This is a genomic window from Agromyces ramosus (assembly GCF_004216665.1).
In the GTDB taxonomy this organism is placed as follows: domain Bacteria; phylum Actinomycetota; class Actinomycetes; order Actinomycetales; family Microbacteriaceae; genus Agromyces; species Agromyces ramosus.
The window spans coordinates 398359-420791 of the sequence record NZ_SGWY01000001.1 but is presented as its reverse complement, the minus strand read 5'-3'; the positions used below and the strand labels follow the sequence as shown (position 1 = coordinate 420791).

20 protein-coding genes are annotated in these 22433 nt (G+C 71.9%); 16 read left to right on the top strand and 4 right to left on the bottom strand.

What is annotated here, in order from left to right:
- The 8 genes from EV187_RS01905 (at nt 1) to EV187_RS01870 (ending at nt 8053) form a co-directional block, all read left to right on the top strand.
- Nucleotides 1-1518, top strand: coding sequence for an ABC transporter ATP-binding protein (locus EV187_RS01905; protein ID WP_130351345.1), 1518 nt, complete (start codon nt 1-3; stop codon nt 1516-1518).
- Nucleotides 1515-2900 carry an ABC transporter permease gene (locus EV187_RS01900; RefSeq protein ID WP_242609383.1) on the top strand — a complete coding sequence of 462 codons (1386 nt, stop codon included), beginning with the start codon at nt 1515-1517 and terminating at the stop codon, nt 2898-2900. The genes EV187_RS01905 and EV187_RS01900 overlap by 4 nt, the downstream gene beginning before the upstream one ends.
- On the top strand, nt 2897-4186 hold the full coding sequence (locus tag EV187_RS01895; protein ID WP_423190863.1) for an ABC transporter permease: 1290 nt from the start codon (nt 2897-2899) through the stop codon (nt 4184-4186). Before EV187_RS01900 ends, EV187_RS01895 begins: the two co-directional genes overlap by 4 nt.
- Before the next feature lie 69 nt (nt 4187-4255).
- A complete protein-coding gene (locus tag EV187_RS01890) occupies nt 4256-4675 on the top strand; it encodes a cytidine deaminase (protein ID WP_130351344.1) in 420 nt (139 codons plus the stop codon).
- Entirely contained in the window at nt 4672-5976 is a 1305-nt protein-coding gene (locus tag EV187_RS01885) for a thymidine phosphorylase (protein ID WP_130351343.1), read from the top strand. The genes EV187_RS01890 and EV187_RS01885 overlap by 4 nt, the downstream gene beginning before the upstream one ends.
- Nucleotides 5977-6091: 115 nt before the next feature.
- Complete coding sequence (locus EV187_RS01880; RefSeq protein WP_130351342.1) at nt 6092-7210, top strand: adenosine deaminase; 1119 nt, start codon at nt 6092-6094, stop codon at nt 7208-7210.
- A gap of 49 nt (nt 7211-7259) precedes the next feature.
- Nucleotides 7260-7772, top strand: coding sequence for a PTS sugar transporter subunit IIA (locus EV187_RS01875; protein WP_130351341.1), 513 nt, complete (start codon nt 7260-7262; stop codon nt 7770-7772).
- A complete protein-coding gene (locus EV187_RS01870; protein WP_130351340.1) occupies nt 7769-8053 on the top strand; it encodes a PTS sugar transporter subunit IIB in 285 nt (94 codons plus the stop codon). Before EV187_RS01875 ends, EV187_RS01870 begins: the two co-directional genes overlap by 4 nt.
- A 14-nt stretch (nt 8054-8067) precedes the next feature.
- Here the strand turns inward: EV187_RS01870 and EV187_RS01865 are convergent, their stop codons facing one another.
- Both EV187_RS01865 and EV187_RS01860 read right to left on the bottom strand, forming a co-directional pair.
- A complete protein-coding gene (locus EV187_RS01865) occupies nt 8068-9777 on the bottom strand; it encodes a phospho-sugar mutase (protein ID WP_130351339.1) in 1710 nt (569 codons plus the stop codon).
- Between the two features lie 10 nt (nt 9778-9787).
- Complete coding sequence (locus EV187_RS01860; protein WP_130351338.1) at nt 9788-10615, bottom strand: purine-nucleoside phosphorylase; 828 nt, start codon at nt 10613-10615, stop codon at nt 9788-9790.
- 85 nt (nt 10616-10700) lie between these two features.
- Here EV187_RS01860 and EV187_RS01855 point away from each other — a divergent pair, with 85 nt between their 5' ends.
- The 4 genes from EV187_RS01855 (at nt 10701) to EV187_RS01840 (ending at nt 15317) form a co-directional block, all read left to right on the top strand.
- The gene (locus tag EV187_RS01855; protein ID WP_130351337.1) at nt 10701-12131 is read left to right on the top strand and encodes an NAD(P)H-quinone dehydrogenase; all 1431 of its coding nucleotides are present in this window, start codon (nt 10701-10703) and stop codon (nt 12129-12131) included.
- A gap of 47 nt (nt 12132-12178) precedes the next feature.
- Nucleotides 12179-13693, top strand: a complete 1515-nt coding sequence (locus tag EV187_RS01850) for an APC family permease (protein WP_130351336.1) — start codon at nt 12179-12181, stop codon at nt 13691-13693.
- A gap of 5 nt (nt 13694-13698) precedes the next feature.
- The gene (locus EV187_RS01845) at nt 13699-14430 is read left to right on the top strand and encodes an SDR family NAD(P)-dependent oxidoreductase (RefSeq protein ID WP_130351335.1); all 732 of its coding nucleotides are present in this window, start codon (nt 13699-13701) and stop codon (nt 14428-14430) included.
- Nucleotides 14431-14567: 137 nt separating this feature from the next.
- Nucleotides 14568-15317, top strand: a complete 750-nt coding sequence (locus EV187_RS01840; protein WP_130351334.1) for a hypothetical protein — start codon at nt 14568-14570, stop codon at nt 15315-15317.
- Between the two features lie 25 nt (nt 15318-15342).
- On the opposite strand, the gene EV187_RS01835 is transcribed toward EV187_RS01840, so the two are convergent.
- Together EV187_RS01835 and EV187_RS01830 are read right to left on the bottom strand one after the other, a co-directional pair.
- Nucleotides 15343-17118: an acetyl/propionyl/methylcrotonyl-CoA carboxylase subunit alpha gene (locus EV187_RS01835; protein WP_130351333.1), complete on the bottom strand. Its 1776-nt coding sequence runs from the start codon at nt 17116-17118 to the stop codon at nt 15343-15345.
- Nucleotides 17119-17271: 153 nt separating this feature from the next.
- Nucleotides 17272-17910 (bottom strand): Maf family protein, encoded by a 639-nt coding sequence (locus tag EV187_RS01830; protein ID WP_130351332.1) that lies wholly within the window; start codon nt 17908-17910, stop codon nt 17272-17274.
- Nucleotides 17911-17956: 46 nt separating this feature from the next.
- On the opposite strand from EV187_RS01830, the gene EV187_RS01825 reads away from it, so the two are divergent.
- The 4 genes from EV187_RS01825 to EV187_RS01810 are packed head-to-tail and all read left to right on the top strand — an operon-like array spanning nt 17957 to nt 22227.
- Nucleotides 17957-19300: a class I SAM-dependent RNA methyltransferase gene (locus EV187_RS01825; protein ID WP_130351331.1), complete on the top strand. Its 1344-nt coding sequence runs from the start codon at nt 17957-17959 to the stop codon at nt 19298-19300.
- A 17-nt stretch (nt 19301-19317) separates the two neighbouring features.
- The gene (locus EV187_RS01820) at nt 19318-19998 is read left to right on the top strand and encodes a response regulator (protein ID WP_242609382.1); all 681 of its coding nucleotides are present in this window, start codon (nt 19318-19320) and stop codon (nt 19996-19998) included.
- Nucleotides 19985-21223: a sensor histidine kinase gene (locus EV187_RS01815; protein ID WP_130351329.1), complete on the top strand. Its 1239-nt coding sequence runs from the start codon at nt 19985-19987 to the stop codon at nt 21221-21223. Before EV187_RS01820 ends, EV187_RS01815 begins: the two co-directional genes overlap by 14 nt.
- Nucleotides 21220-22227 carry a hypothetical protein gene (locus tag EV187_RS01810; RefSeq protein WP_130351328.1) on the top strand — a complete coding sequence of 336 codons (1008 nt, stop codon included), beginning with the start codon at nt 21220-21222 and terminating at the stop codon, nt 22225-22227. The genes EV187_RS01815 and EV187_RS01810 overlap by 4 nt, the downstream gene beginning before the upstream one ends.
- The last annotated feature ends 206 nt before the right edge of the window (nt 22228-22433 follow it).

The window sequence follows — 22433 nt, the reverse complement described above, 5'->3', positions numbered from 1 at the left end:
ATGAAGCTCGAACTTCGCGGCATCACGAAGCGATTCGGCAGCTTGGTCGCCAACGACCACATCGACCTCACCGTGGAGGCCGGAGAGATCCACTGCCTCCTCGGCGAGAACGGTGCAGGCAAGTCGACGCTCATGAACGTGCTCTACGGCCTGTACCAGGCCGACGACGGCCAGGTGCTCCTCGACGACCAGGTGCAGCAGTTCGCCGGGCCCGGCGACGCGATGGCGGCCGGCATCGGCATGGTGCACCAGCACTTCATGCTCATCCCGGTGTTCACCGTCGCCGAGAACGTCATGCTCGGCCACGAGTCCACTCGCGCCGGGGGCCTGCTCGACCTCCCGACGGCGCGTGCGAAGGTGCGCGAGATCTCCGAGCGGTTCGGGTTCCACGTCGACCCCGACGCGCTCGTCGACGATCTCCCGGTCGGGGTGCAGCAGCGCGTCGAGATCATCAAGGCGCTCTCCCGCGACGCGCGCGTGCTCGTGTTCGACGAGCCGACCGCGGTGCTGACCCCGCAGGAGACCGACGAGCTGATGGGAATCATGCGCCAGCTCAAGGAGACCGGCACCTCGATCGTCTTCATCACCCACAAGCTCCGCGAGGTCCGCGAGGTCGCCGACCGCATCACGGTCATCCGCCTCGGCAAGGTCGTGGGCGAAGCCGCTCCGACGGCCACGAACGCCGAACTCGCCTCGCTCATGGTCGGCCGCGCCGTCGAGCTCACCGTGCAGAAGGAGGAGCCGTCGCTCGGCGACCCGGCGCTCATCGTCGAGGGCCTCACGGTCATCGACCCGATCGGCCAGCTCGTCGTCAACGACGTCAGCTTCACCGTGCGCCGCGGCGAGATCCTCGCCGTCGCGGGCGTGCAGGGCAACGGGCAGACCGAGCTGACCGAGGCGCTGCTCGGGCTCCAGCCCCGCGTGGAGGGCTCCATCAACCTCGACGGCACCGAGCTGACCTCCGCGAGCGTCCGGCGCATCCTCGATGCCGGCGTCGGCTTCGTGCCAGAGGACCGCACCGAGGACGGCCTGGTCGGCGAGTTCACGATCGCCGAGAACCTCATGCTCGACCGCAGCGGCGGCGCGCCCTTCGTGCGCGCGGGCAACATCCAGCGCGGCGCACTCGCCGACTTCGCCCGCGAGAAGGTGAAGGAGTTCGACGTCCGCACCCAGGGCATCGACTCGAAGGTCCGCCAGCTGTCGGGCGGCAACCAGCAGAAGGTGGTGCTCGCCCGCGAGCTGAGCCGCGACCTTCGACTGCTCGTCGCCGCGCAGCCGACGCGCGGCGTCGACGTGGGCTCGATCGAGTTCATCCACAAGCGCATCGTCGAGACCCGCGACGCCGGCGTGCCCGTGCTCGTGGTCTCCACCGAGCTCGACGAGGTCGTCGCCCTCGCCGACCGGATCATGGTCATGTACCGCGGGCGCATCGTGGGCATCGTGCCGGGCGACACCCCCCGTGACGTGCTCGGCCTGATGATGGCCGGCGAACACCCCGCAGAAGGAGCCGCGGCATGAGCGACCCCCAGCACCCCGACGCCGCCGGAACGCCCGGCCCAGGGCGGCCCGAGCTCGACGTCGACGTCGCGATCGAGGAGCCCGGCGCCGTCTCGCCCGAGAAGGAGACCGCGGCCGAGGATGCGCGCGCCACCGCGGGCGGTCCCGGCGGAACGGCCGGCGCCGACGTGCCGCCGCCCTCGCGCTGGCACACCACGCTCCACCAGATCGCGACGGGCAACGCCATCATCTCGGTGCTGGCGGTGCTGCTCGCGCTGATCGTGGGCGCCATCATGATCGCGTTCACCGACGAGCGCGTGCAGGAGGCCAGCGGGTACTTCTTCGCCCGGCCCGGCGACACCTTCCTCGCCATCTGGGAATCGGTCTCGGGCGCGTACGCGGCCCTGTTCCAGGGGTCGATCTACAACTTCCGGCGCGACACGTTCCTCGCCGGCATCCGCCCGCTCACCGAGACGCTCACGTTCGCGACGCCGCTCATCGCCGGTGGCCTCGGCGTGGCCCTCGCGTTCCGCGTCGGCATGTTCAACATCGGTGGTCGCGGCCAGATGCTCATCGCGGCATCCGTCGCGGGGTGGATCGGCTTCGGCTTCGACCTGCCCTGGGGCCTGCACATGCTCGTCGCCCTCGTCGGCGGCCTCGTCGGCGGCGCGCTCTGGGCGGGCATCGCCGGACTCCTGAAGGCCCGCACGGGAGCGCACGAGGTGATCGTCACGATCATGCTCAACTACATCGCGTTCTACCTCGTCTCCTGGCTGCTCCGCACGCCCGGGCTGCTGCAGGCGCCGGGTTCGTCGAACCCGAAGACCCCGGCGATGAAGGACACGGCGATCTTCCCGTCGCTGCTCGGACCGCAGTTCAACCTGCACCTCGGCTTCGTCCTGGTGATCATCGCGACCGTCGTGGTCTGGTGGATCCTCAGCCGGTCGAGCCTCGGCTTCCGGTTCCGCGCGGTGGGCGAGAACCCGAACGCCGCACGGGTCGCGGGCATCAACGTGCGGAACATGTACGTCTACGCGATGCTCATCTCGGGTGCGCTGCTCGGCCTCGCGGGCGTGAGCCAAGTGCTCGGCACGGTGACCACCGGGTTCACCGCGGGCATCGACGCCGGCATCGGGTTCGACGCGATCACCGTCGCCCTGCTCGGCCGGTCGACCCCGTGGGGCACCTTCGTCGCGGGCCTGCTGTTCGGCGCCTTCAAGGCGGGCGGCTTCTCGATGCAGGCCGCCGAGGGCGTGCCCATCGAGATCGTGCTCGTCGTGCAGTCCCTCATCGTGCTGTTCATCGCGGCGCCGCCGCTCGTGCGCACGATCTTCCGCCTGCCCGACCCGGCGTCGCGTCGCAGGCCCGTTCCGAACGTCTCCCAGGAGGTGAAGGTCAAGTGAGCGCCACCGTGCAGCAACCCGCTCCCTCGCCGGAGATCGTGACCCTCGACACGACCGTCGTCACGAGCTGGAAGGCGCCGATCGCGTTCGCGATCTTCACCGTCCTCGCCCTGGCGCTCGCGGTCTTCGCACCGCAGGAGGGCGACACCACGTTCCGCCTGTCCACCCAGTCCGACCTGATCCAGCTGTCCGAGATCACGGTGCCGACGATGCCGGCCCTGTGGACCACGATCGTGCTCCTCGCGATCGCCACCGCCTACTCCGCGGTGCTGGTGTCGTCGAAGCGACGCGTGCCGCTCTGGCTGATCGTGGTGTTCGCGGTGCTGTTCATGTTCGGGTTCCTCACCTGGGCCGCCTCCGGCGCGGCGATCCCGGTGATCGGCCTGCTGTTCGGATCGCTCAGCCTCGCGGTCCCGCTGATCTACGGCTCCCTGGCCGGCGTCATCGGCGAGCGCGTGGGCGTCATCAACATCGCGATCGAGGGACAGCTGCTCGCCGGCGCCTTCACGGCCGCGGTCGTCGCGTCGCTCACCGACCAGCCCCTCCTCGGCCTGCTCGCCGCGATGGTCGCGGGCATGCTGGTCGGCATGGTCCTCGCCGTGTTCTCGATCAAGTACTTCGTCGACCAGGTCATCGTCGGTGTCGTGCTGAACGTGCTCGTGATCGGCCTGACGAGCTTCTTCTTCTCGCAGGTGCTCGCGCCGAACGCCTCCTTGCTGAACACGCCCCCTCGCTTCGAGCGCCTCCCGATCCCGGTGCTCAGCGAGATCCCGATCATCGGCCCGGTGCTGTTCCGGCAGACCCTCGTGGTGTACCTCATGTACGTCGCCGTCGCGCTCGTGTACGTCGGGCTGTTCCACACCAAGTGGGGTCTGCGCCTCCGTGCAGTCGGCGAGCACCCGCAGGCGGCCGACACGGTGGGCATCAAGGTCAACCGCACCCGGTTCTGGAACGTCGCACTCGCCGGCGCGATCGCCGGCCTCGGCGGCACGTTCTTCACCATCGGGTCGGGCATCGCCTTCAACAAGGAGATGACCGCGGGCGCCGGCTTCATCGCGCTCGCCGCCGTGATCTTCGGCCAGTGGGACCCGATCAAGGCGACGCTCGCGGCGCTGCTCTTCGGCTTCGCCTCGAACCTGCAGAACACGCTGTCGGTCATCGGATCGCCCGTGCCGAGCGAGTTCATGCTGATGCTGCCGTACGTCGTGACGATCTTCGCCGTGGCCGGACTCGTCGGCAAGGTCCGCGGCCCCGCCGCGGCGGGCAAACCGTACATCAAGTCCTGAGCGGATGCCGCCGCCGGCGGCGGCATCCGTCATCATCACCGAAAGGCCCATCCTGAACGGGGGAGCACCATGACCGCAACGGATGCGATCGACTGGGAGTCGCTGCGCGAGCGCGCGCGCGAAGCCATGGCGAAGGCGTACGTGCCCTACTCCGAGTTCCCGGTCGGCGCCGCCGCGATCGTCGACGACGGCCGCGTCGTCAGCGGATGCAACGTCGAGAACGCCTCGTACGGCGTCACGCTCTGCGCCGAGTGCTCGCTCGTGTCGGCGCTCGTCATGTCGGGCGGCGGCAAGCTCGTCGCCTTCACCTGCGTCGACGGCCACGGTGCCACGCTGATGCCGTGCGGCCGGTGCCGCCAGCTGCTGTACGAGCACTCGGCCGAGGGCATGCTGCTCGAGACCGTGTCGGGCGTCAAGACCATCGACGAGGTGCTGCCCGACGCGTTCGGACCGCGGCAGCTCGCCGAGTTCCGGGGCGTGCGCGCATGAGCGCCGTGGAGGCGTTCGACGCCGTCGACCTGATCCGCGCCAAGCGCGACGGCCACGAGCTCGACACCGCGGAGGTCGACTGGCTCATCGACGCGTACACGCGCGGCTACGTCGCGGACGAGCAGATGTCGGCGATGACCATGGCGATCTTCCTCAACGGCATGAGCCGCCGGGAGATCCGCGACATGACGATGGCGATGATCGCGTCGGGCGAGCGCATGGACTTCTCGGGGCTCGGCAAGCCCACGAGCGACAAGCACTCCACCGGCGGCGTCGGCGACAAGATCACGCTCCCGCTGATGCCGCTCGTCGCCACCTTCGGCGTGGCGGTGCCGCAGCTGTCCGGCCGCGGCCTGGGCCACACCGGCGGCACCCTCGACAAGCTCGAGTCGATTCCCGGCTGGCGCGCCGACCTCACGAACGAGGAGATGTTCGCGCAGCTCCGCGACGTGGGCGGCGTGATCTGCGCCGCCGGATCCGGGCTCGCGCCGGCGGACAAGAAGCTCTACGCACTGCGCGACATCACGGGCACGGTCGAGGCGATCCCGCTCATCGCCTCCTCGATCATGTCGAAGAAGATCGCGGAGGGAACCGGCGCGCTCGTGCTCGACGTGAAGTTCGGCTCGGGCGCGTTCCTGCAGGACATCGAGCGTTCACGGGAGCTCGCCCGCACGATGGTCGAACTCGGGGAGGATGCCGGGGTGGCGACCTCGGCGCTCATCACGAACATGAGCGTGCCGCTCGGGCTCACGATCGGCAACGCGAACGAGGTCCGCGAATCGGTCGACGTGCTCTCCGGCGGCGGCCCGGCCGACGTGCGGGAGCTCACGGTGGCACTCGCGCGAGAGATGCTCGCCCTCGCGGGCGTGCACGATGCCGACGTGGAGGGCGCGCTCGACGACGGGCGGGCCATGGACACCTGGCGGCGGGCGATCCGCGCCCAGGGCGGCGATCCCGACGCGGCCCTGCCCGTCGCGCGCGAGCAGCACGTCGTCACCGCCGACCGCGACGGCGTGCTCGTGGCGCAGGAGGCCCTGCCGTTCGGCATCGCCGCATGGCGGCTCGGTGCGGGCCGCGCGCGCAAGGAGGACCCGGTGCACCACGCCGCGGGCATCGAGCTGCACGCCAAGCCGGGCGACGCCGTGCGAGCCGGGGCGCCCCTGTTCACGCTGCACGCCGACGAGCCCGCCCGATTCGCCCGCGCGCTCGATGCGGTCGAGGGCGCCTACCGCGTCGGCGATCCGGGCGACGCGATCGAGGACGGCGGGCCGCTGATCGCCGACCGCATCGGTCGCGCGTAGCCGCACCGGGGAGGCCGGGCCGAGCGGAATCCGACGCGATCGGGCTACGGACGCGACCCGCAGGAGCTTCGAGATTGCCGAGACTTCGCGACGGACGCGCCGCTATCGTTGTCACGTGAACACGATTCCGGAGTACCGCCTCGAGGGCGACGGCACCAGCATCCAGGGCCTGCCGAAGATCTCGCTGCACGACCACCTCGACGGCGGGCTGCGCCCGCAGACCCTCCTCGAACTCGCCGACGAGATCGGCGTCGAGGTGCCGGCCGCCGACGCGGAGGCGCTCGCCGCGTGGTTCACCGAGCAGTCGAACTCGGGCTCGCTCGTCGAGTACCTCAAGACCTTCGACCTCACCACCGCGGTGATGCAGACGCGTGCCGGACTCCAGCGGGTGGCCCGCGAGTTCGTGCAGGACCTCGCGGCCGACGGCGTCGTCTACGGCGAGATCCGATGGGCGCCCGAGCAGCACCTCGCGCGCGGCCTCAGCCTCGACGAGGCGGTCGAGGCGGTGCAGGCCGGCATCGAGGCGGGCATCGACGACGTGCGGCACCAGGGGCGGAGCATCCGTGCGGGGCAGCTCGTCACCGCGATGCGACACGCCGATCGCGGTCTCGAGATCGCCGAGCTCGCCGTTCGGCACCGCGACCGCGGGGTCGTCGGCTTCGACATCGCCGGTGCCGAGGCCGGGTTCCTCCCGAGCCGCCACCGCACCGCATTCGACTTCCTCGCCTCGCAGTTCTTCCCGGTGACCGTGCACGCCGGCGAGGCCGACGGGCTCGACTCGATCCGCAGCGCCCTCTTCGACGGGCGCGCCCTGCGGCTCGGCCATGGCGTGCGCATCGCCGAGGACCTCACGATCGAACGGCAGGATGACGAGAACACCTACGTGTCGCTCGGCCCGATCGCCCAGTGGGTGCGCGACCGTGAGATCGCCCTCGAGACGAGTCCGTCGTCGAACCTGCAGACGGGTGCGATCGCGGCGTGGGGCGACGAGCTCGTCGACCACCCGTTCGACCTGCTCTACCAGCTCGGCTTCCGCGTCACGGTCAACACCGACAACCGGCTCCAGAGCGGCACCTCGCTGACGCGGGAACTCTCCCTCCTCAGCGAAGCCTTCGGCTACGACCTCGACGACTTCGAGACCTTCCAGCTGAACGCCGCGGCATCCGCCTTCCTCCCCCTCGACGACCGCGAGGAGCTCGCCGAGCTCATCCAGGACGGCTTCGACGAAGCCTGACGGGCGCCGCACGGCCCACGAGACCTGACGCGCCCCCGAACGGACCCCCATGACGACGATCCCGCCGCTCCCCGACACCGCCGTGGTCCTCCGCGCACGCGCCGACGACTGGCGCGCCGCCGTGCGGGAGGCAGGCCGCGCCCTGACCCGCTCCGGCGCGACCCGGTCGGAGTACGCCGACCGCATGATCGCGGTCATCGAGGAGTTCGGCGCCTACGTCGTGATCGCCCCGGGCCTCGCGCTCGCGCACGCGCGTCCCGGCCCCGACGTGCGCCGCGAGGGGCTCGCGGTCGTCACGCTCGCCACGGCGGTGCCGTTCGGCCACCCGCACAACGACCCGGTGCGCGTCGTCGTGGGGCTCGCCGTCTCGAACGCCGAGGACCACGTCGCGTCGGTGGCGAAGCTCGCGAACGCCTTCAACGACAGCGGCATCGTCGGGCGCATCGCTCGGGCGGCATCGGCCGACGAGGTGCGCGCACTGCTCGGGATCGACACCGAGGGCGAATCGGCAGCCGACGCGGACGCCGGCGCCGACGCGACCGGTGGGGCGGGCGTGGCGTGAGGATCGTGGCAGTGTGCGGCGCTGGGGTCGGCACGTCGGCGATCCTGAAGGTGAACGCCGAGCGGGCGCTCGACCGCCTCGGGCTCTCCGCGGACGTGAGCGCCAGCGACCTCGCGAGCATCGCGGATGCCGCTGCCGACGCCCAGGTCATCCTCACGTCGACGGAGCTCGCCGGTGCGGTGCGCGCGGCGATCGGGCGCAACTTCGCCGAGGTCATCGAGGTCGTGAACTACTTCGACGTCGAGGAGATCGGCGAGAAGCTCGAGGCCTCGCTCGGCTGACCCCGGCGCGCGCCTCAGGCGGTGAGCTCCCGCATGCCCGCCTCGAGCGCGGCGACGGCGGCGGATGCCGCGGCCCGCCGCTCCGCGACGGTGCCCTCGGCGCCGACCGCGTCGATGTAGACCTTGAGCTTCGGCTCGGTGCCGCTCGGCCGCACCATGACCCGGCCGCCGCCCTCGAGCAGGACCCGCAGCACGTCGGACGGCGGCAGCGCGCCGAATCCGTTGGCCAGGTCCTCGATGCGCTCGACCCGGATGCCGCCGACCGAGGCCGGGGGCGCGGCGCGCAGCCGCGCCATGATCTCGCCGATGCGCGAGAGGTCGGTGACGCGCAGGGAGATCTGCGAGGAGGCGAAGCAGCCGAACCGCTCGACGAAGTCGTCGAGGTGGTCGGCGATCGTGCGGCCGGCGGCCTTCAGCTCCGCCGCGAGGGAGAGGAACGCGACCGCGGCGGAGATGCCGTCCTTGTCGCGCACCGTCTGCGGATTCACGAGGTAGCCGAGCGCCTCCTCGAAGCCGAACAGGAGTCCGGTGGCTCGCGAGATCCACTTGAACCCCGTGAGCGTGGCCTCGAAGTCCAGGTCGTAGGCCCGGGCGACGGCCTCCAGCCCGGGGGAGGAGACGATCGAGCACGCGAGCGTGCCGTCGGCCCCGGCGTCGCCGGAGGCCGCCGCGGCGGCGCGGCGCGCGGCCTGCCAGCCCAGCAGGAGCCCGACCTCGTTGCCGGTGAGGCGGCGGTATCCGTCGGCCGCCGCGGCATCCGGGACGGCGATCGCGAGTCGGTCGGCATCGGGGTCGTTGGCGATGATGAGCTCGGCGTCGACCTCGCGCGCTCGCGCGAAGCTCAGGTCCATCGCCCCGGGCTCCTCGGGATTCGGGAATGCGACGGTCGGGAACGCGGGGTCGGGCGAGATCTGCGTCGTCACGAGCGCGGGCGCGTCGAACCCCGCCGCGGCGAGCACGCGCGCGGCGGTCTCCCAGCCGACGCCGTGCATCGCCGTGTAGACGACGCGGGGCTGCGCGGCGGGTGCGTCGGCCACGAGCGCGGTCTGGCGGATGTACTCGTCGACGACCGACTCGGGCGCGGTCTCGAAGTCGCCGCGCGGCAGCTCCGGTACGGTCGTCGTTCCGGCGACCCGGAGGATCGCGGCGGCGATCTCGGCATCGGCGGGCGCGACGATCTGCGAGCCGTCGTCGCCGCCGCCGAGGTACACCTTGTAGCCGTTGTCGTTCGGCGGGTTGTGCGATGCGGTCACCATGACGCCGGCGGACATCTCGAGATGCCGCACGGCGAATGCCAGGACCGGCGTCGGCAGGAGCTGCGGCAGCAGCACGGCGCGCACGCCCGCGCCGGCCATCACCTCGGCGGAGTCCCGCGCGAACACGGCCGAGTTCTTGCGGCCGTCGTAGCCGATCACGACCGACGGCGTCTCGCCGGGACGCGCCCGCTCGAGCAGGTAGGCGGCGAGCCCCGCCGCGGCCTGTGCCACGAGCACCCGGTTCATGCGATTGGGGCCGGCCGCGATCTCGCCGCGGAGCCCTGCGGTGCCGAAGGCCAGGCGCGTGTCGAAGCGGTCGGCGAGCTCGGCGGATGCCGCGGGGTCGCCCGCGCGTGCACCCTCCACGAGCGCCGCCAGCTCGGCACGCGTCTCGGGGTCGGGGTCCTGCGCGATCCAGGACTCGGCGAGCGCGAGACGCTCGGCGTCGGCGGCGTTCGTCTGCGACATCCGGTGCCTCCTAGAGCTCGGCGACGATCTTCGCCAGCAGGCTGGAGATCACCGGCTCGGCTTCGCGGCCGGCCTCGATGACCTCCTCGTGGCTGAGGGGCGTCTGCTGGATGCCGGCGGCGAGGTTCGTGATGAGCGACATCCCGAGGATCTCCATGCCCGCCTGTCGGGCGGCGATGGCCTCGAGCGCCGTGGACATGCCGACGATGTGCCCGCCGATGGCCTTCGCCATCTGCACCTCGGCCGGCGTCTCGTAGTGCGGCCCGCGGAACTGGCAGTAGACGCCCTCGTCGAGCGACGGGTCGATGGACCGTGCGAGGTCGCGGAGTCGGCGGGAGTACAGGTCGGTGAGGTCGACGAAGGTCGCGCCCTCGAGCGGCGAGTCGGCGGTGAGGTTGATGTGGTCGCTGATGAGCACGGGCGTGCCGGGCGACCAGGTCTCCCTGATGCCCCCGGCGCCGTTGGTGAGGATCATCGTCGAGGCGCCCGCGGCAGCGGCGGTGCGCACGGAGTGCACGACCCGGCGCACGCCGTGGCCCTCGTAGTAATGGGTGCGCGCGCCGATCACGAGCGCGCGCTTGCCGCTGGGCAGCGCCACGGAACGGAGCGTGCCGACATGGCCCTCGAGCGCGGGCTTCGAGAAGCCCGGCACCTCGGTGGCGGCGATCGAGTGCGTGGTCTCGCCGATGAGGTCGGCCGCGCGGCCCCAGCCGCTGCCGAGCGTGAGGGCGACGTCGTGGCGTTCGATCCCGGTGAGCTCGGCGATCCTCGCGGCGGCGTCGGCGGCGATGGCGAAGGGATCGGCGTTCGGGTCGTCGAGCGGGTTCGAATCGTGCATCCCACCACTCTAATGAGGGGGCGGATGCCGCCGCTGGCCCGTGCTCGTGTGCTGGCCCGCCACGCGGATACGACAGAATGTGAGCATGGCCTACGAGTTCGAGCGCACGCAACGGATCGCCGTCCTCGGAGGAGGACCCGGTGGCTACGAGGCGGCACTCGCCGGCGCAAGGCTCGGGGCGGAGGTCACCCTGGTCGAACGCGCCGGCGTCGGCGGCTCGGCGGTGCTCACCGACGTGGTGCCCTCGAAGTCGCTCATCGCGACCGCGGAGGCGTCCAACGCCGTGAAGGAGGCGGCCGACCTCGGGGTGCAGTTCTACGCCAAGGGCCAGTCCGACAAGGCCGTGAAGCCGAGCGTGGCGATCAACCTCTCCGCGGTCAACAAGCGGCTGCTCGGCCTCGCGGCGCAGCAATCCGAGGACATGCGCTCGAACCTCCTCGACGCCGGCGTGAACCTCGTGCAGGGCGAGGGCCGGCTCGACGGCTCCAACGCCATCATCGTCGCGACCGCGAAGGGCGGCACCGACTTCGACCGCATCGAGGCTGACACGCTCGTGATCTCGGTCGGCGCGACCCCGCGCGTGCTCCCCACCGCGGTGCCCGACGGCGAGCGGATCCTCACCTGGACCCAGCTGTACGACCTTCCCCAGATCCCCGAGCACCTGATCGTCGTCGGATCCGGCGTCACCGGAGCGGAGTTCGCGTCCGCGTACCGTGCGCTCGGGTCGAAGGTGACCCTCATCTCGAGCCGCGACCAGGTGCTGCCCGGCGAGGACGCGGACGCGGCATCCGTGATCGAGAAGGTCTTCAAGCGCAACGGCATGAAGGTGTTGAACAAGTCGCGCGCGGAGTCCGTCGTCCGCGACGGCGACTCCGTCGTGGCCACGCTCACCGACGGCCGCGAGGTGCGGGGCAGCCACTGCCTGATGGCCGTCGGCTCCGTGCCGAACACCTCCGGCATCGGCCTCGAGGAGGCGGGCGTCCAGCTCTCGGAGAGCGGGCACATCCGCGTCAACCGCGTCGCGCGCACGTCGATGCCGAACATCTACGCGGCCGGCGACTGCACCACGTTTCTGCCGCTCGCGTCGGTGGCGTCGATGCAGGGGCGCACCGCCGTGTTCCATGCGATGGGCGACATCGTCGACCCGCCCGAGGAGCGCAACATCACCTCGAACATCTTCACCCAGCCCGAGATCGCCACGGTCGGCTGGACGCAGAAGGACATCGAGGAGGGCGTGGTGCCCGGCGTGGTGTACAAGCTGCCGCTCGCCTCGAACCCCCGAGCCAAGATGATGGGCATCCGCGACGGCTTCGTGAAGCTCTTCGCCTCGAGCGGATCCGGCGCCATCATCGGCGGGGTGATCGTCGCGCCGAAGGCGTCGGAGCTCATCCTGCCGCTCGCGCTGGCGGTCGAGCACCGGCTCACGGTCGACCAGTTCGCCGAGGCGTTCCCGATCTACCCGTCGCTGACCGGTTCGCTGACGGATGCCGCGAGGGCCATGCACGTCGTACGCTGAGACGACGCGGCGCTGCGGGGGCAGCGCGCAGCGGCTTGGGGGGAACCATGAACCTGCGAGTGAAGTCCGTCGAGGCGTCGATCGCCGACTCCGTCGACGAGGAACGCAGCCTGAGGCGATCGCTGGGCACCTGGGACCTCGCCCTGATGGGGATCGCCGTCGCCGTCGGCGCGGGCATCTTCTCGGTCGGTGCGCAGGCGGCGGCCAACTTCGCGGGGCCCAGCGTGACGATCTCGTTCATCCTCGCCGCGATCACCTGCGGGCTCGCGATCATGTGCTACGCCGAGTTCGCGTCGACGGTGCCGGTGGCGGGCAGCGCCTACACCTTCACTTACGCGACCATGGGCGAGCTCCTCGCCTGGATCATCGGCTGGGACCTCATCCTCGAGATGTTCACCGGTGCGGCCGTGATCGCCAAGTACTGGGGCGTCTACCTCGGCGAGGCGCTCCTCGCCGTCGGCATCCCGTTCCCGGCCACCGTGGAGATCGCCGGCATCGAGGTGAGCTGGCCCGCGTTCCTGATCGTCGCGATCTTCACCGCCCTGCTCGTCGCCGGCACGAAGCTCACCGCGCGCGTGGGCTCGGTCTTCACGATCATCAAGGTCGCGATCGTGCTCTTCGTGATCGTCGTGGGCTTCTTCTTCATCAATGCGGCGAACTACGTGCCGTTCATCCCCGAGTCCGTGCCGACCGAGGGCGGCGCGAGCGACGTGTGGGCGCAGTCGCTGTTCTCGTGGGCGACGGGTGCGGCGCCCGCCCAGTACGGCATCTTCGGGCTGCTCTCCGCGGCGTCGCTGGTGTTCTTCGCGTTCATCGGATTCGACGTCGTCGCCACGAGCGCCGAGGAGGTGCGCGAGCCGCAGAAGCGCCTGCCCCGCGGCATCTTCCTCGGCCTCGCGATCGTGACCGCGCTCTATGTGCTCGTCTCGATCGTGATGACGGGCATGGTCTCGTACACGCAGCTCGCGGCCGAGGAGACCCCGTCGCTCGCGACGGCGTTCCGCCTCGTCGGCCAGGACTGGGCGTCCGCCGTGATCTCGCTCGGCGCGCTCGCCGGTCTCACGACCGTGATCATGGTGCTGCTGCTCGGGCTGTCCCGCATCGTCTTCGCGCTGAGCCGCGACGGGCTGCTGCCGCGCTGGCTGTCGAAGACCACCGAGCACACGAAGACTCCCGCGCGCATCCAGATCATCGGCGGCACGGTGGTCGCCCTCGTCGCCGCCTTCACCGACGTCGGCCTGCTCGAGGAGATGATCAACATCGGCACGCTCTCGGCGTTCGTGCTCGTGAGCCTCGGCATCGTGGTGCTGCGGCGCACCCGGCCCGACCTGCCGCGCGGATTCCGCGTGCCGTGGTCGCCGGTGCTGCCGATCCTGTCGGCGGTGCTGTGCTTCTGGCTCATGCTGAACCTGACGACGCTCACCTGGGTGCGGTTCCTCGTGTGGCTCGTGATCGGCGTGCTGATCTACCTGGTCTACGGCCGGCGCCGTTCGCGGCTCGTGGGCGAGCAGGTCAGCGAGGTGGAGCTCCCGACGCCGCAGGGCGCGCCACCACCCGCCTGAGGCGCATGGTCGACGCAGCGGATGTCGCGGTGGTCACCGGGGCGGCAGGGGGCGTCGGGCGAATGATCGCCCAAGCCCTGGCGGATCGTGGCCGGGACCTGCTCCTCATCGACCGGCTTCCGGGGGCGCTCGACGAGGCCCGCCGTCGGCTCGAGGATGGGTACGACGTGCACGTCGGCACTCGCGTCTGCGACCTGGGTTCGGCGGAGGCAGTGCGAACGCTCGGAGCCGAGCTGGCGCGAGACGCCCGCGTCGGGGCCCTCGTCAACAATGCCGGTGCCTGGACGGCGGGGGACCAGTACCCCGACGCCGCACCTGACGCGTGGTGGTCGGCCATGACGGTCAACCTGCTGGCGCCCATGCTCCTCACGCAGTCGCTGTGGCCGACGCTCGCGAGCGTGGGCGGCGCGGTCGTGAACGTCGGCTCGAGCGGCGGCACCGGCGATGACGCCTATGCCTCACCGGAGTACGGCGCCGCCAAGGCGGGCCTGCGACGGTTCACGACGAGCCTCGGCGCGCGCTCCGATGTGCGGGTGACCGCGGTCGTCCCAGGCTGGATCGGCCTCGATCGCGCGGTGCGGGAGTGGCACGCGCTCTCACCCCGTGCCCGCGCGGATGCCGGCGGGCTGGTGCCGCCCGCCCGGGTCGTCGATGCGGTCGTCCGGCTCATCGAGCGGGGTCAGCCAGGCGAGGTCGTCGAGCTCGAGGGGGACTGGGTTCCGGAGCCCAGGCCCTGACCGGATCACGATCGCGCGCCATGGCCGGCGACTCCGAGCGGCCGTGATCGAATCGCGATCCGGAGCGCGCACTCCGAACGGCGGCGATCCAGTAGATTCGGGTCGGCCGGACTCGCCGGTGCGGGTTGGAGGATTCCGTGGTCGGTCGTGCCGTGGGCGTCGCGTTCGTCATCGCCGCGGCAGGCGTGCTGCTGACCGGATGCGTGGTGGCGCCCCCCGATCCCACCCAGCCGCCCACCTCGACGCCGATGCCCTCCCAGTCGGCGACGCCGGCACCGCCGACGACCGCCCCGGTCGCCGCCGAGCCTGCACCGGTCGACACGGTCGTCGCCCACATCACGGTTCGCCCCGAGCACCTCGACCTTGTCAACGGCGCTGGAATCGTCGTCGGCGAGCTCTCGTACGACGCCGACGCCGGCACCTTCGTCGACACGATCTCCACCGTGCTCGGCGGCCCGCCCGATGTCGAGGAGCGCCCCGGCGGACACGAGTGGCACGCGTGGACGAGCTACACGTGGCCGGGCGCGGTCGTCAACGACGACCACGAGCCGTCCGGGTATTCCTCCGACATGAACGTGATGGTGCAGTTCACGCATCCGGTCGTCGGCAACGGCATCAGTGTCTCCACGACGCAGGGCTTCCGGCCCGGCGACGACCTGCGCGCGCTCGCCGATCAGTTGGGCGAGGAGTGGCACGGGACCGGATACGACGAGTTCCCGGTCGAGACGGGGCCCGACCTCGGCGAGCGCATGTACGACTCATGGACCGACACGTACCGGAAGTACGCGAACGCGAACGCCGTCGCCGCCACCCAGTGGAACTGGAACGATCCGTCGGTCACGAGCGTGATCTCCGCGCCGTGGAACTTCGGCATCGGCCACGTCTGACCGACCGGCGGGAGCTGCCGCCGGATCAGGCGTCGTTGATCGCGAGGAGCAGGTGGCCGCTCGAGACGGTGGCGCCGGCCTCCGCGTTCACGAGGCCGATGACGCCGTCCTTGTGCGCGACGATCGGCTGCTCCATCTTCATGGCCTCGAGCACGAGCACGAGATCGCCCTTGACGACCTTGTCGCCCTCGGCGACCGCGACCTTCACGACCGTCGCCTGCATCGGTGCCTTCACGGCGTCGCCGGTGGCGGTGCCGACCGAGTGGCCGGGCGTGCGTCGGCGCGGCGCCGTGCCCGAGCCGGCCGAGCCGGTGGCGGATGCGCCGCCGAGGAGCTTCTTCGGCAGGGTGACCTCGACGCGGCGGCCGGCGACCTCGACGACCAGGCTCGCGCGCGCAGCGGGGCCGCTCGTCTCGGCGAGCTCGCCCGACCACGGCTCGAGCTGGTTGTCGTACTCGGTCTCGATCCAGCGGGTGTACACCGAGAAGGGCTCGCCGTCGACGGGTGCGAACGCGGGGTTGCGCACGATGTCGCGATGGAACGGCAGCACGGTGGGCAACCCGGCGACGTCGAACTCGTCGAGGGCGCGGCGGGCGCGCTCGAGGGCGTCGGTGCGCGAGGAGCCGGTCACGATGAGCTTGGCGAGCAGCGAGTCGAACGCGCCTGAGATCTCGTCGCCGGTCGTCACGCCCGAGTCCACGCGGACGCCGGGGCCGCCGGGGAACCGCAGCACGTGCACGGGGCCGGGCGAGGGCAGGAAGTTGCGGCCCGGGTCCTCGCCGTTGATGCGGAACTCGATGGAGTGGCCGTTGGCGACGGGGTCGGGGTAGTCGAGCGTGCCGCCTTCGGCGAGGCGGAACTGCTCGCGCACGAGGTCGATCCCGGTGATCTCCTCCGACACGGGGTGCTCGACCTGGAGCCGGGTGTTCACCTCGAGGAACGAGACGGTGCCGTCCTGCCCGATGAGGAACTCGCAGGTGCCCGCCCCGACGTAGCCGACCTCCTTGAGGATCGCCTTCGACGCCTCGTAGAGCGCGCGGTTCTGCTCCTCGGTGAGGAAGGGCGCCGGCGCCTCCTCGACGAGCTTCTGGTGGCGGCGCTGCAGCGAGCAGTCGCGGGTCGACACCACCACGACGTTGCCGTGCCGATCGGCGAGGCACTGGGTCTCGACGTGGCGCGGCTTGTCGAGGTACTTCTCGACGAAGCACTCGCCGCGCCCGAACGCCGCGACCGCCTCGCGGGTGGCCGAGTCGAAGAGCTCGGGCACCTCGTCGCGCGTGCGGGCGACCTTGAGGCCGCGGCCGCCGCCGCCGAAGGCGGCCTTGATGGCCACGGGCAGGCCGTGCACGTCGACGAACTCGAGCACCTCCGCGGCATCCGCCACCGGGTTCAGCGTGCCGGGTGCGAGCGGCGCGCCCACCTTCTCGGCGACGTGCCGGGCGGAGACCTTGTCGCCGAGGCGCTCGATGGCCTCGGGCGAGGGGCCGATCCAGATGAGGCCCGCGTCGATCACGGCGCGGGCGAAGTCGGGGTTCTCGGCGAGGAAGCCGTAGCCGGGGTGCACGGCGTCCGCGCCCGAGCGGCGGGCGACCGAGAGGAGCTTGTCGATCACGAGGTAGGTCTCGGCGCTCGTGGTGCCGTCGAGCGCGTACGCCTCGTCGGCGAGCTTCGCATGACGGGCGTCGCGGTCCTGGTCGGCGTAGACGGCGACCGAGCCGATGCCGGCGTCGCGGGCGGCGCGGATGACGCGAACGGCGATCTCTCCACGGTTGGCGATGAGGACCTTGGTGATGCGCGGCATAATCCTCAAGCCTATTGGGCCGCCGGAGCTCGCCTTTGGGTCGCTTCCACAAAAAAGCCGCGCGACCCTTGCGGGCGTCGACAATGGTCGCGGCGGGCAGTGGCCGCCGCCCGTGCGCTCGCCGGCCGAACCGCCGCCGCGCAGGACCTCACCTCAGCGCCGGTTCCAGAGCGAGGGCCAGTCGACGCCGAGCTCGCGCACGAGATCGCGCAACGTCGAGAGCGAAAGGCCGACCACCGTCGAGGGGTCGCCCTCCACGCGCCGGATGAAGGGCCCGCCGAGGCTGTCGATCGTGAACGCGCCCGCCACGAGGAGGGGCTCTCCGGTGGCGATGTAGGCGTCGATCTCCGCGTCGTCGAGGGCCGCGAAGCGCACGGTCGCGACATCCGCACGCCCCACCGCGCCCCGCATGGCTCCGCCGCGGTGGTCGATGAGCCAGTGGCCCGACCAGAGGTCGCCGTGCCCGCCGTTCTGGCCGAGCCAGCGCCGGCGCGCGACCTCGGGCCGGTGCGGCTTGCCATGGATCGCGCCGCCGGTGAGGAACGCGGAGTCGCCGCCGAGGATGAGCCCGTCGATCGGCTCGCCCTCGTGCGCGCGCCCCACGATCGCCTCGGCCTTGGCGCGCGCCAGCAGCTGCACCAGGTCGGATGCCTCGAGGGGGCCGGATTCCGCCTCGACGGCCGCCACGACCGCCTCCTCGTCGACGCCCGGCGCGATGGCGATCGGCTCGATCCCGGCGGCGCGAAGGGTCTGCAGCCGGGCGGGTGAGGTGGAGGCGAGGTACAGGCGCATGCCCCCATCCTGCCGGTCCGCGCTCGCGCTGTGGAATGCTCGGAGCATGGCTGAGACCCGTCGCCCCCGTCGCAGGCGCCCGCGTGCCGGGGAGCAGCGTGGCGCCGCGCGCCCCGCGTCGCCCGCACCCGACCCTGACGGCCCCGTCGTCGAGCTCGAGGTCGAGCGCGTCGCCCACGGCGGCGTGTTCGTGGCGCACCACGAGGGCCGGGTCGTGTTCGTCTCCGACGCGATCCCGGGCGAGCGCGTCTCGGCGCGCATCACCGACCGGCGGCACGATCGGTTCTGGCGGGCGGAGACGCTCGGCGTGCTGCGGGCCTCACCGGATCGGCAGGACCACGTCTGGGCCGAGGCCTCCGTCGAGCGCGCGCCGGGGAACCGCGCGGGCGGTGCCGAGTTCGGGCACATCCGGATGGACCGGCAGCGCGCGCTCAAGGCCGAAGTGCTGCGCGACGCGCTCTCGCGCATGGGCGGCGTCGAGACCGACGTCGAGGTCCGACCGGTCGACCCGGAGCTCGCTCCCGGCGTCGCGCCCGACGGCACCGGCTGGCGAACGCGCGTGCGGCTCCAGGTCGCCGCCGACGGCGCGGTCGGGCCGTACGCGGCGCGAAGCCACACGGTGGTGCCCGTGGCATCCGTGCCCCTCGCCGTGCCGGGGCTCGCCGCGCTGGCCCCCCTCGACGGGCGGTTCCCCGGCGCCCGGGCCGTCGACCTCGTCGCGCCGAGCGTGGGGGAGCCGGCGATCGTGGTCGTCGACGCCGAGCGGATGCCGCGGGGCCCGCGTCCGACCATCGAGGAGCGGGTCGGCGACCGCGTCTTCCGGCTCGATCGCGACGGATTCTGGCAGGTGCACCGGGGTGCGGCCGCGACGCTGTCCCGCGCCGTGCAGGACCTGGTCGACGGCGACCTGTTCGATCCCGCGGCCGCCAACCTCGACCTCTACGGCGGGGTCGGGCTGTTGGCCGCTGCGGTCGGCGACCGCTTCGGCCGCGCCGTCCGGATCACGACCGTCGAGTCGGATGCGGGGGCCACCGAGCACGCGGGTGCCAACCTCGCCGACTGGGTGGGTGCTCGCGCCGTGACGGCACGGGTGGATCGATTCCTCGACGACGCGGTCCAGGGCTCGACCGCGGCCGAGCGGCCACGATGGCACGATGCCACGGTGGTGCTCGATCCTCCGCGGTCCGGTGCCGGTCGGCAGGTCGTCGATCGGCTCGCCGAACTGCGGCCGCGCCAGCTCGTGTACGTCGCCTGCGACCCGGTCGCCCTCGCCCGCGACGTCGGACTCCTGCGCGAACGCGGATACCGGCTCGCCGACCTCGCGGCGTTCGACCTGTTCCCGAACACGCATCACGTCGAGGCCGTGGCGAGGCTGACCGCTATCGTGTGACTGGAAGGGGGACACGCGTGTCCGATGCAGCAGCAGGAGCGGCGACCGTCGCGATCGTGGACGACTACGAGGCGGTGCGGCTCGGCCTGCGTGCCGCGTGTCGTGATGCCGGGTACGAGGTGGTCGCCGAGACCTCGAACGTGCCCGAGCTCCTCGAGGCACTCGCGGGGTCGTCGTGCGACGTGGTGGTGCTCGACCTGTCGCTCGGCGACGGCTCGAGCGTGACCGAGAACGTGCGGGCGGTGCTCGACACGGGCAGCGCGGTGCTGGTGCACAGCATCGCCGACCGCGTCGCCGCCGTGCGCGAGGCCCTCGCAGCCGGGGCCGCGGGCGTCATCCCCAAGGCGTCGCCGATGTCGTCGGTGATCGGCGCCATCGCCACGGTCGCGAAGGGCGAGGTGCTCAACAACGTCGAGTGGGCGAGCGCGATCGAGGCCGACCGCGACTTCGCGAAGGCGCAGCTCGGGCGCCGCGAGCGCGACGTGCTGCACCTCTACGCATCGGGCCTGCCCCTGAAGCTCGTGGCGATGCAGCTCGGCATCGCGCACTCCACCGCACGCGAGTACCTCGACCGCATCCGGGCGAAGTACGTCGAGGTCGGCCGGCCCGCGCCGACGAAGGTCGACCTCCTGCGGCGCGCCGTGGAGGACGGCATCCTGCCCGGCCTCGACGGCGAAGGCGGGGATGCCCGCCGCTGAATGGCGGGTCGCGCGGCTCGCGACGCGTCGTCGGGCCGCCGTGACGCGTGCCCAGGTCGAGACGGTCTCCGGCCGCGCGCTCGGCCTGTTCGGGCTCGTGTTCGGGGCCCAGACGCTGCCGCTCGCGCTGGAGCAGTCCTCGGCGCTCGTCGAGGGGGCCGGGCCCGCCCTGATGGCCGTCCTCTACGGCGCCATGGCGGCCCTCGCCGTCGCCTCCATCGCCAAGGTCGCCGTGCGCGTCGCCGCGCTCGCGTTCGCGGTGCTCTATGCACTCGCCCTCGCGGCGTGGCCGTTCATCGTCGCGGACCCCGCGGCGATGGAGGGCGAGACGCCGTGGCTCTACTACATCTGCACGGTCGCCACCACAGCGGCCGTCGTCGCGCTGCCCACGCCCATCGCCGCCGGCTACACGATCGTGGTGCCGGCGTTCTACGGCGTGATCCGGCTCCTGCCGGCCGGCGGCGGCTCCCCGCCGCTGCTCGCGGTGCTCGACGCGATGTACGCCGTCATCCTCGGCAGCGTGGTGCTCATCATCGTCACGATGCTGCGGCAGGCCGCCGAGGCCGTGGACAGCGCACAGGAGGCCGCGCTCCAGCGCTACGACGTCGCCGCCCGGCAGCACGCGACCGAGAACGAGCGCGTCAAGGTCGATGCCCTGGTGCACGACAGCGTGCTGACGACCCTGCTGTCGGCGGCGGCCGCCGATTCGCCCGAGGAGCAGGCGCTGGCGGCGCGCATGGCCCGTGACGCCGTGAAGCGCCTCGACGAGGCCGCTGCCGAGGGTCCGGGGGCGCTCGACACGGTGGGCCTCCCGGTGCTCGTCCGGCGCCTGCGGGCGGCGCTCACGACGTTCTCCGCTCCGTTCACCGTGCGGGTCGTGAACGCGGGCGGCGTCGAGCTGCCGGTCGAGGCCGTCGACGCGCTCTACTCCGCGGCCGTGCAGGCGATGGTGAACAGCATGCAGCACGCCGACGGGCCGGGCCACGCCACCCGCCGCGAGCTGCGGATCCGCGGCGTCCGCGGGGGCGGATGCGTCATCGAGGTCGCCGACGACGGCGTCGGCTTCGATCGCCACGAGGTGCCCGACGAGCGGCTCGGGCTCCGCGTCTCGATCGAGGAGCGGATCGCGAACGTCGGCGGCGCCACCGAGATCCGCTCGCAGCCGGGCCACGGCACCACGGTCACGGTCGCGTGGCCCGCCGCCGAGGTCGGGGGCGGCGCATGATCGCCGTCCCTCGCTGGCTGCTCCTCGTGCTCGGCGCGCTCTTCTCCGCCTACCACGTCGTGCTCGGGATCTACACGCTCGACGTGCCGCGCTCGCCGTGGCCGACCGTGGTCGCGCTGGTGCTCTACACGGTGGCGACGGCCGCGAGCCTGTGGCCGGCGAAGCGCGTGCGCATGCCCGACTGGCTCGCCGCGTTCGACCTCGCCGTGAGCATCGTGCTCCCACTGCTCGTCACGAGCCAGCTCGACCCCGACGCCGACAACAGCTACGCCACCTGGTACGTGGCCGCGGTCGGCACGCTCATGACCATCGCCGCCGCCCGGCGCCAGCTCGCCGCCGCGTGGCTCGGGGTCATCGCGCTCGCCGTGCAGAGCGTCGTGTGGGCGGGCCCGCTCTCGCTCGGCACGATCGGCGTCATCGGCAGCATCGTCTGGGTGGCCATCGCGCACATGCTGACGAGCGCGCTCACCACCGCCGCACGCGAGACCCGGCGCTATGCCCAGGCCGAGCGCGAGGCGGCCGCGTGGCAGGCCGCGCAGGACGCCCACCTGTTCGAGGGCCGGATGCGGCTCGCGCAGACGAACCGCATCGCCGCCCCCATGCTGCGCCGCATCGCCGACCGCGGCGGGGACCTCACCGTGGCGCAGCGGCGCGAGTGCCGCATGCTCGAGGCCGCGATCCGCGACGAGATCCGAGGCCGGATGCTGCTCACCGACGCCGTCCGCGTCGAGGTGCAGCACGCGCGCGAGCGCGGCACGATCGTCACGCTCCTCGACGAGGGCGGCATCGACGACCTCGACGAGACCGCCAGGGACCGCGTGCTCTCGCGCCTCGCGGAGGCGGTCGCACGATCCAGCGCCGATCGGATCATCGCGCGGACGGCGGCCGAGGGGTCGGCGGTGGCCGTGACGGTCGTCGGACTCCGCGAGCCCGAGGGCGCCGTGGCGTCGGAGAACACCGACGACCTCGAGGTCGAGTTCTGGCTGGAGATCCCACGGACCTGAGCGGGGGCGCCGCACACATGAGGTGGGGGGCCGATCAGCGATCGACCCCCCATCAAGCCCGAGCCACGGCGACAACCCGAATATCGCCCTGACTCGCCCCCAACGGTCACCGGTTACCCGACCGGTGACGGTGGCGACTCCCAAAGGAGCCTGCGATATCCATATTGGCGCACCCGGTCGGGAACGCAAAAGTCATCATTTCGGAG

Coding starts and splice junctions, on each gene's coding strand:
- EV187_RS01900 (WP_242609383.1), top strand. CDS start 1,515: ATGAGCGACCCCCAGCACCCCGACGCCGCCGGAACGCCCGGCCCAGGG.
- EV187_RS01875 (WP_130351341.1), top strand. CDS start 7,260: ATGACGACGATCCCGCCGCTCCCCGACACCGCCGTGGTCCTCCGCGCA.
- EV187_RS01850 (WP_130351336.1), top strand. CDS start 12,179: ATGAACCTGCGAGTGAAGTCCGTCGAGGCGTCGATCGCCGACTCCGTC.
- EV187_RS01815 (WP_130351329.1), top strand. CDS start 19,985: ATGCCCGCCGCTGAATGGCGGGTCGCGCGGCTCGCGACGCGTCGTCGG.
- EV187_RS01865 (WP_130351339.1), bottom strand. CDS start 9,777: ATGTCGCAGACGAACGCCGCCGACGCCGAGCGTCTCGCGCTCGCCGAG.
- EV187_RS01825 (WP_130351331.1), top strand. CDS start 17,957: ATGGCTGAGACCCGTCGCCCCCGTCGCAGGCGCCCGCGTGCCGGGGAG.
- EV187_RS01885 (WP_130351343.1), top strand. CDS start 4,672: ATGAGCGCCGTGGAGGCGTTCGACGCCGTCGACCTGATCCGCGCCAAG.
- EV187_RS01845 (WP_130351335.1), top strand. CDS start 13,699: ATGGTCGACGCAGCGGATGTCGCGGTGGTCACCGGGGCGGCAGGGGGC.
- EV187_RS01905 (WP_130351345.1), top strand. CDS start 1: ATGAAGCTCGAACTTCGCGGCATCACGAAGCGATTCGGCAGCTTGGTC.
- EV187_RS01860 (WP_130351338.1), bottom strand. CDS start 10,615: ATGCACGATTCGAACCCGCTCGACGACCCGAACGCCGATCCCTTCGCC.
- EV187_RS01890 (WP_130351344.1), top strand. CDS start 4,256: ATGACCGCAACGGATGCGATCGACTGGGAGTCGCTGCGCGAGCGCGCG.
- EV187_RS01835 (WP_130351333.1), bottom strand. CDS start 17,118: ATGCCGCGCATCACCAAGGTCCTCATCGCCAACCGTGGAGAGATCGCC.
- EV187_RS01810 (WP_130351328.1), top strand. CDS start 21,220: ATGATCGCCGTCCCTCGCTGGCTGCTCCTCGTGCTCGGCGCGCTCTTC.
- EV187_RS01855 (WP_130351337.1), top strand. CDS start 10,701: ATGGCCTACGAGTTCGAGCGCACGCAACGGATCGCCGTCCTCGGAGGA.
- EV187_RS01830 (WP_130351332.1), bottom strand. CDS start 17,910: ATGCGCCTGTACCTCGCCTCCACCTCACCCGCCCGGCTGCAGACCCTT.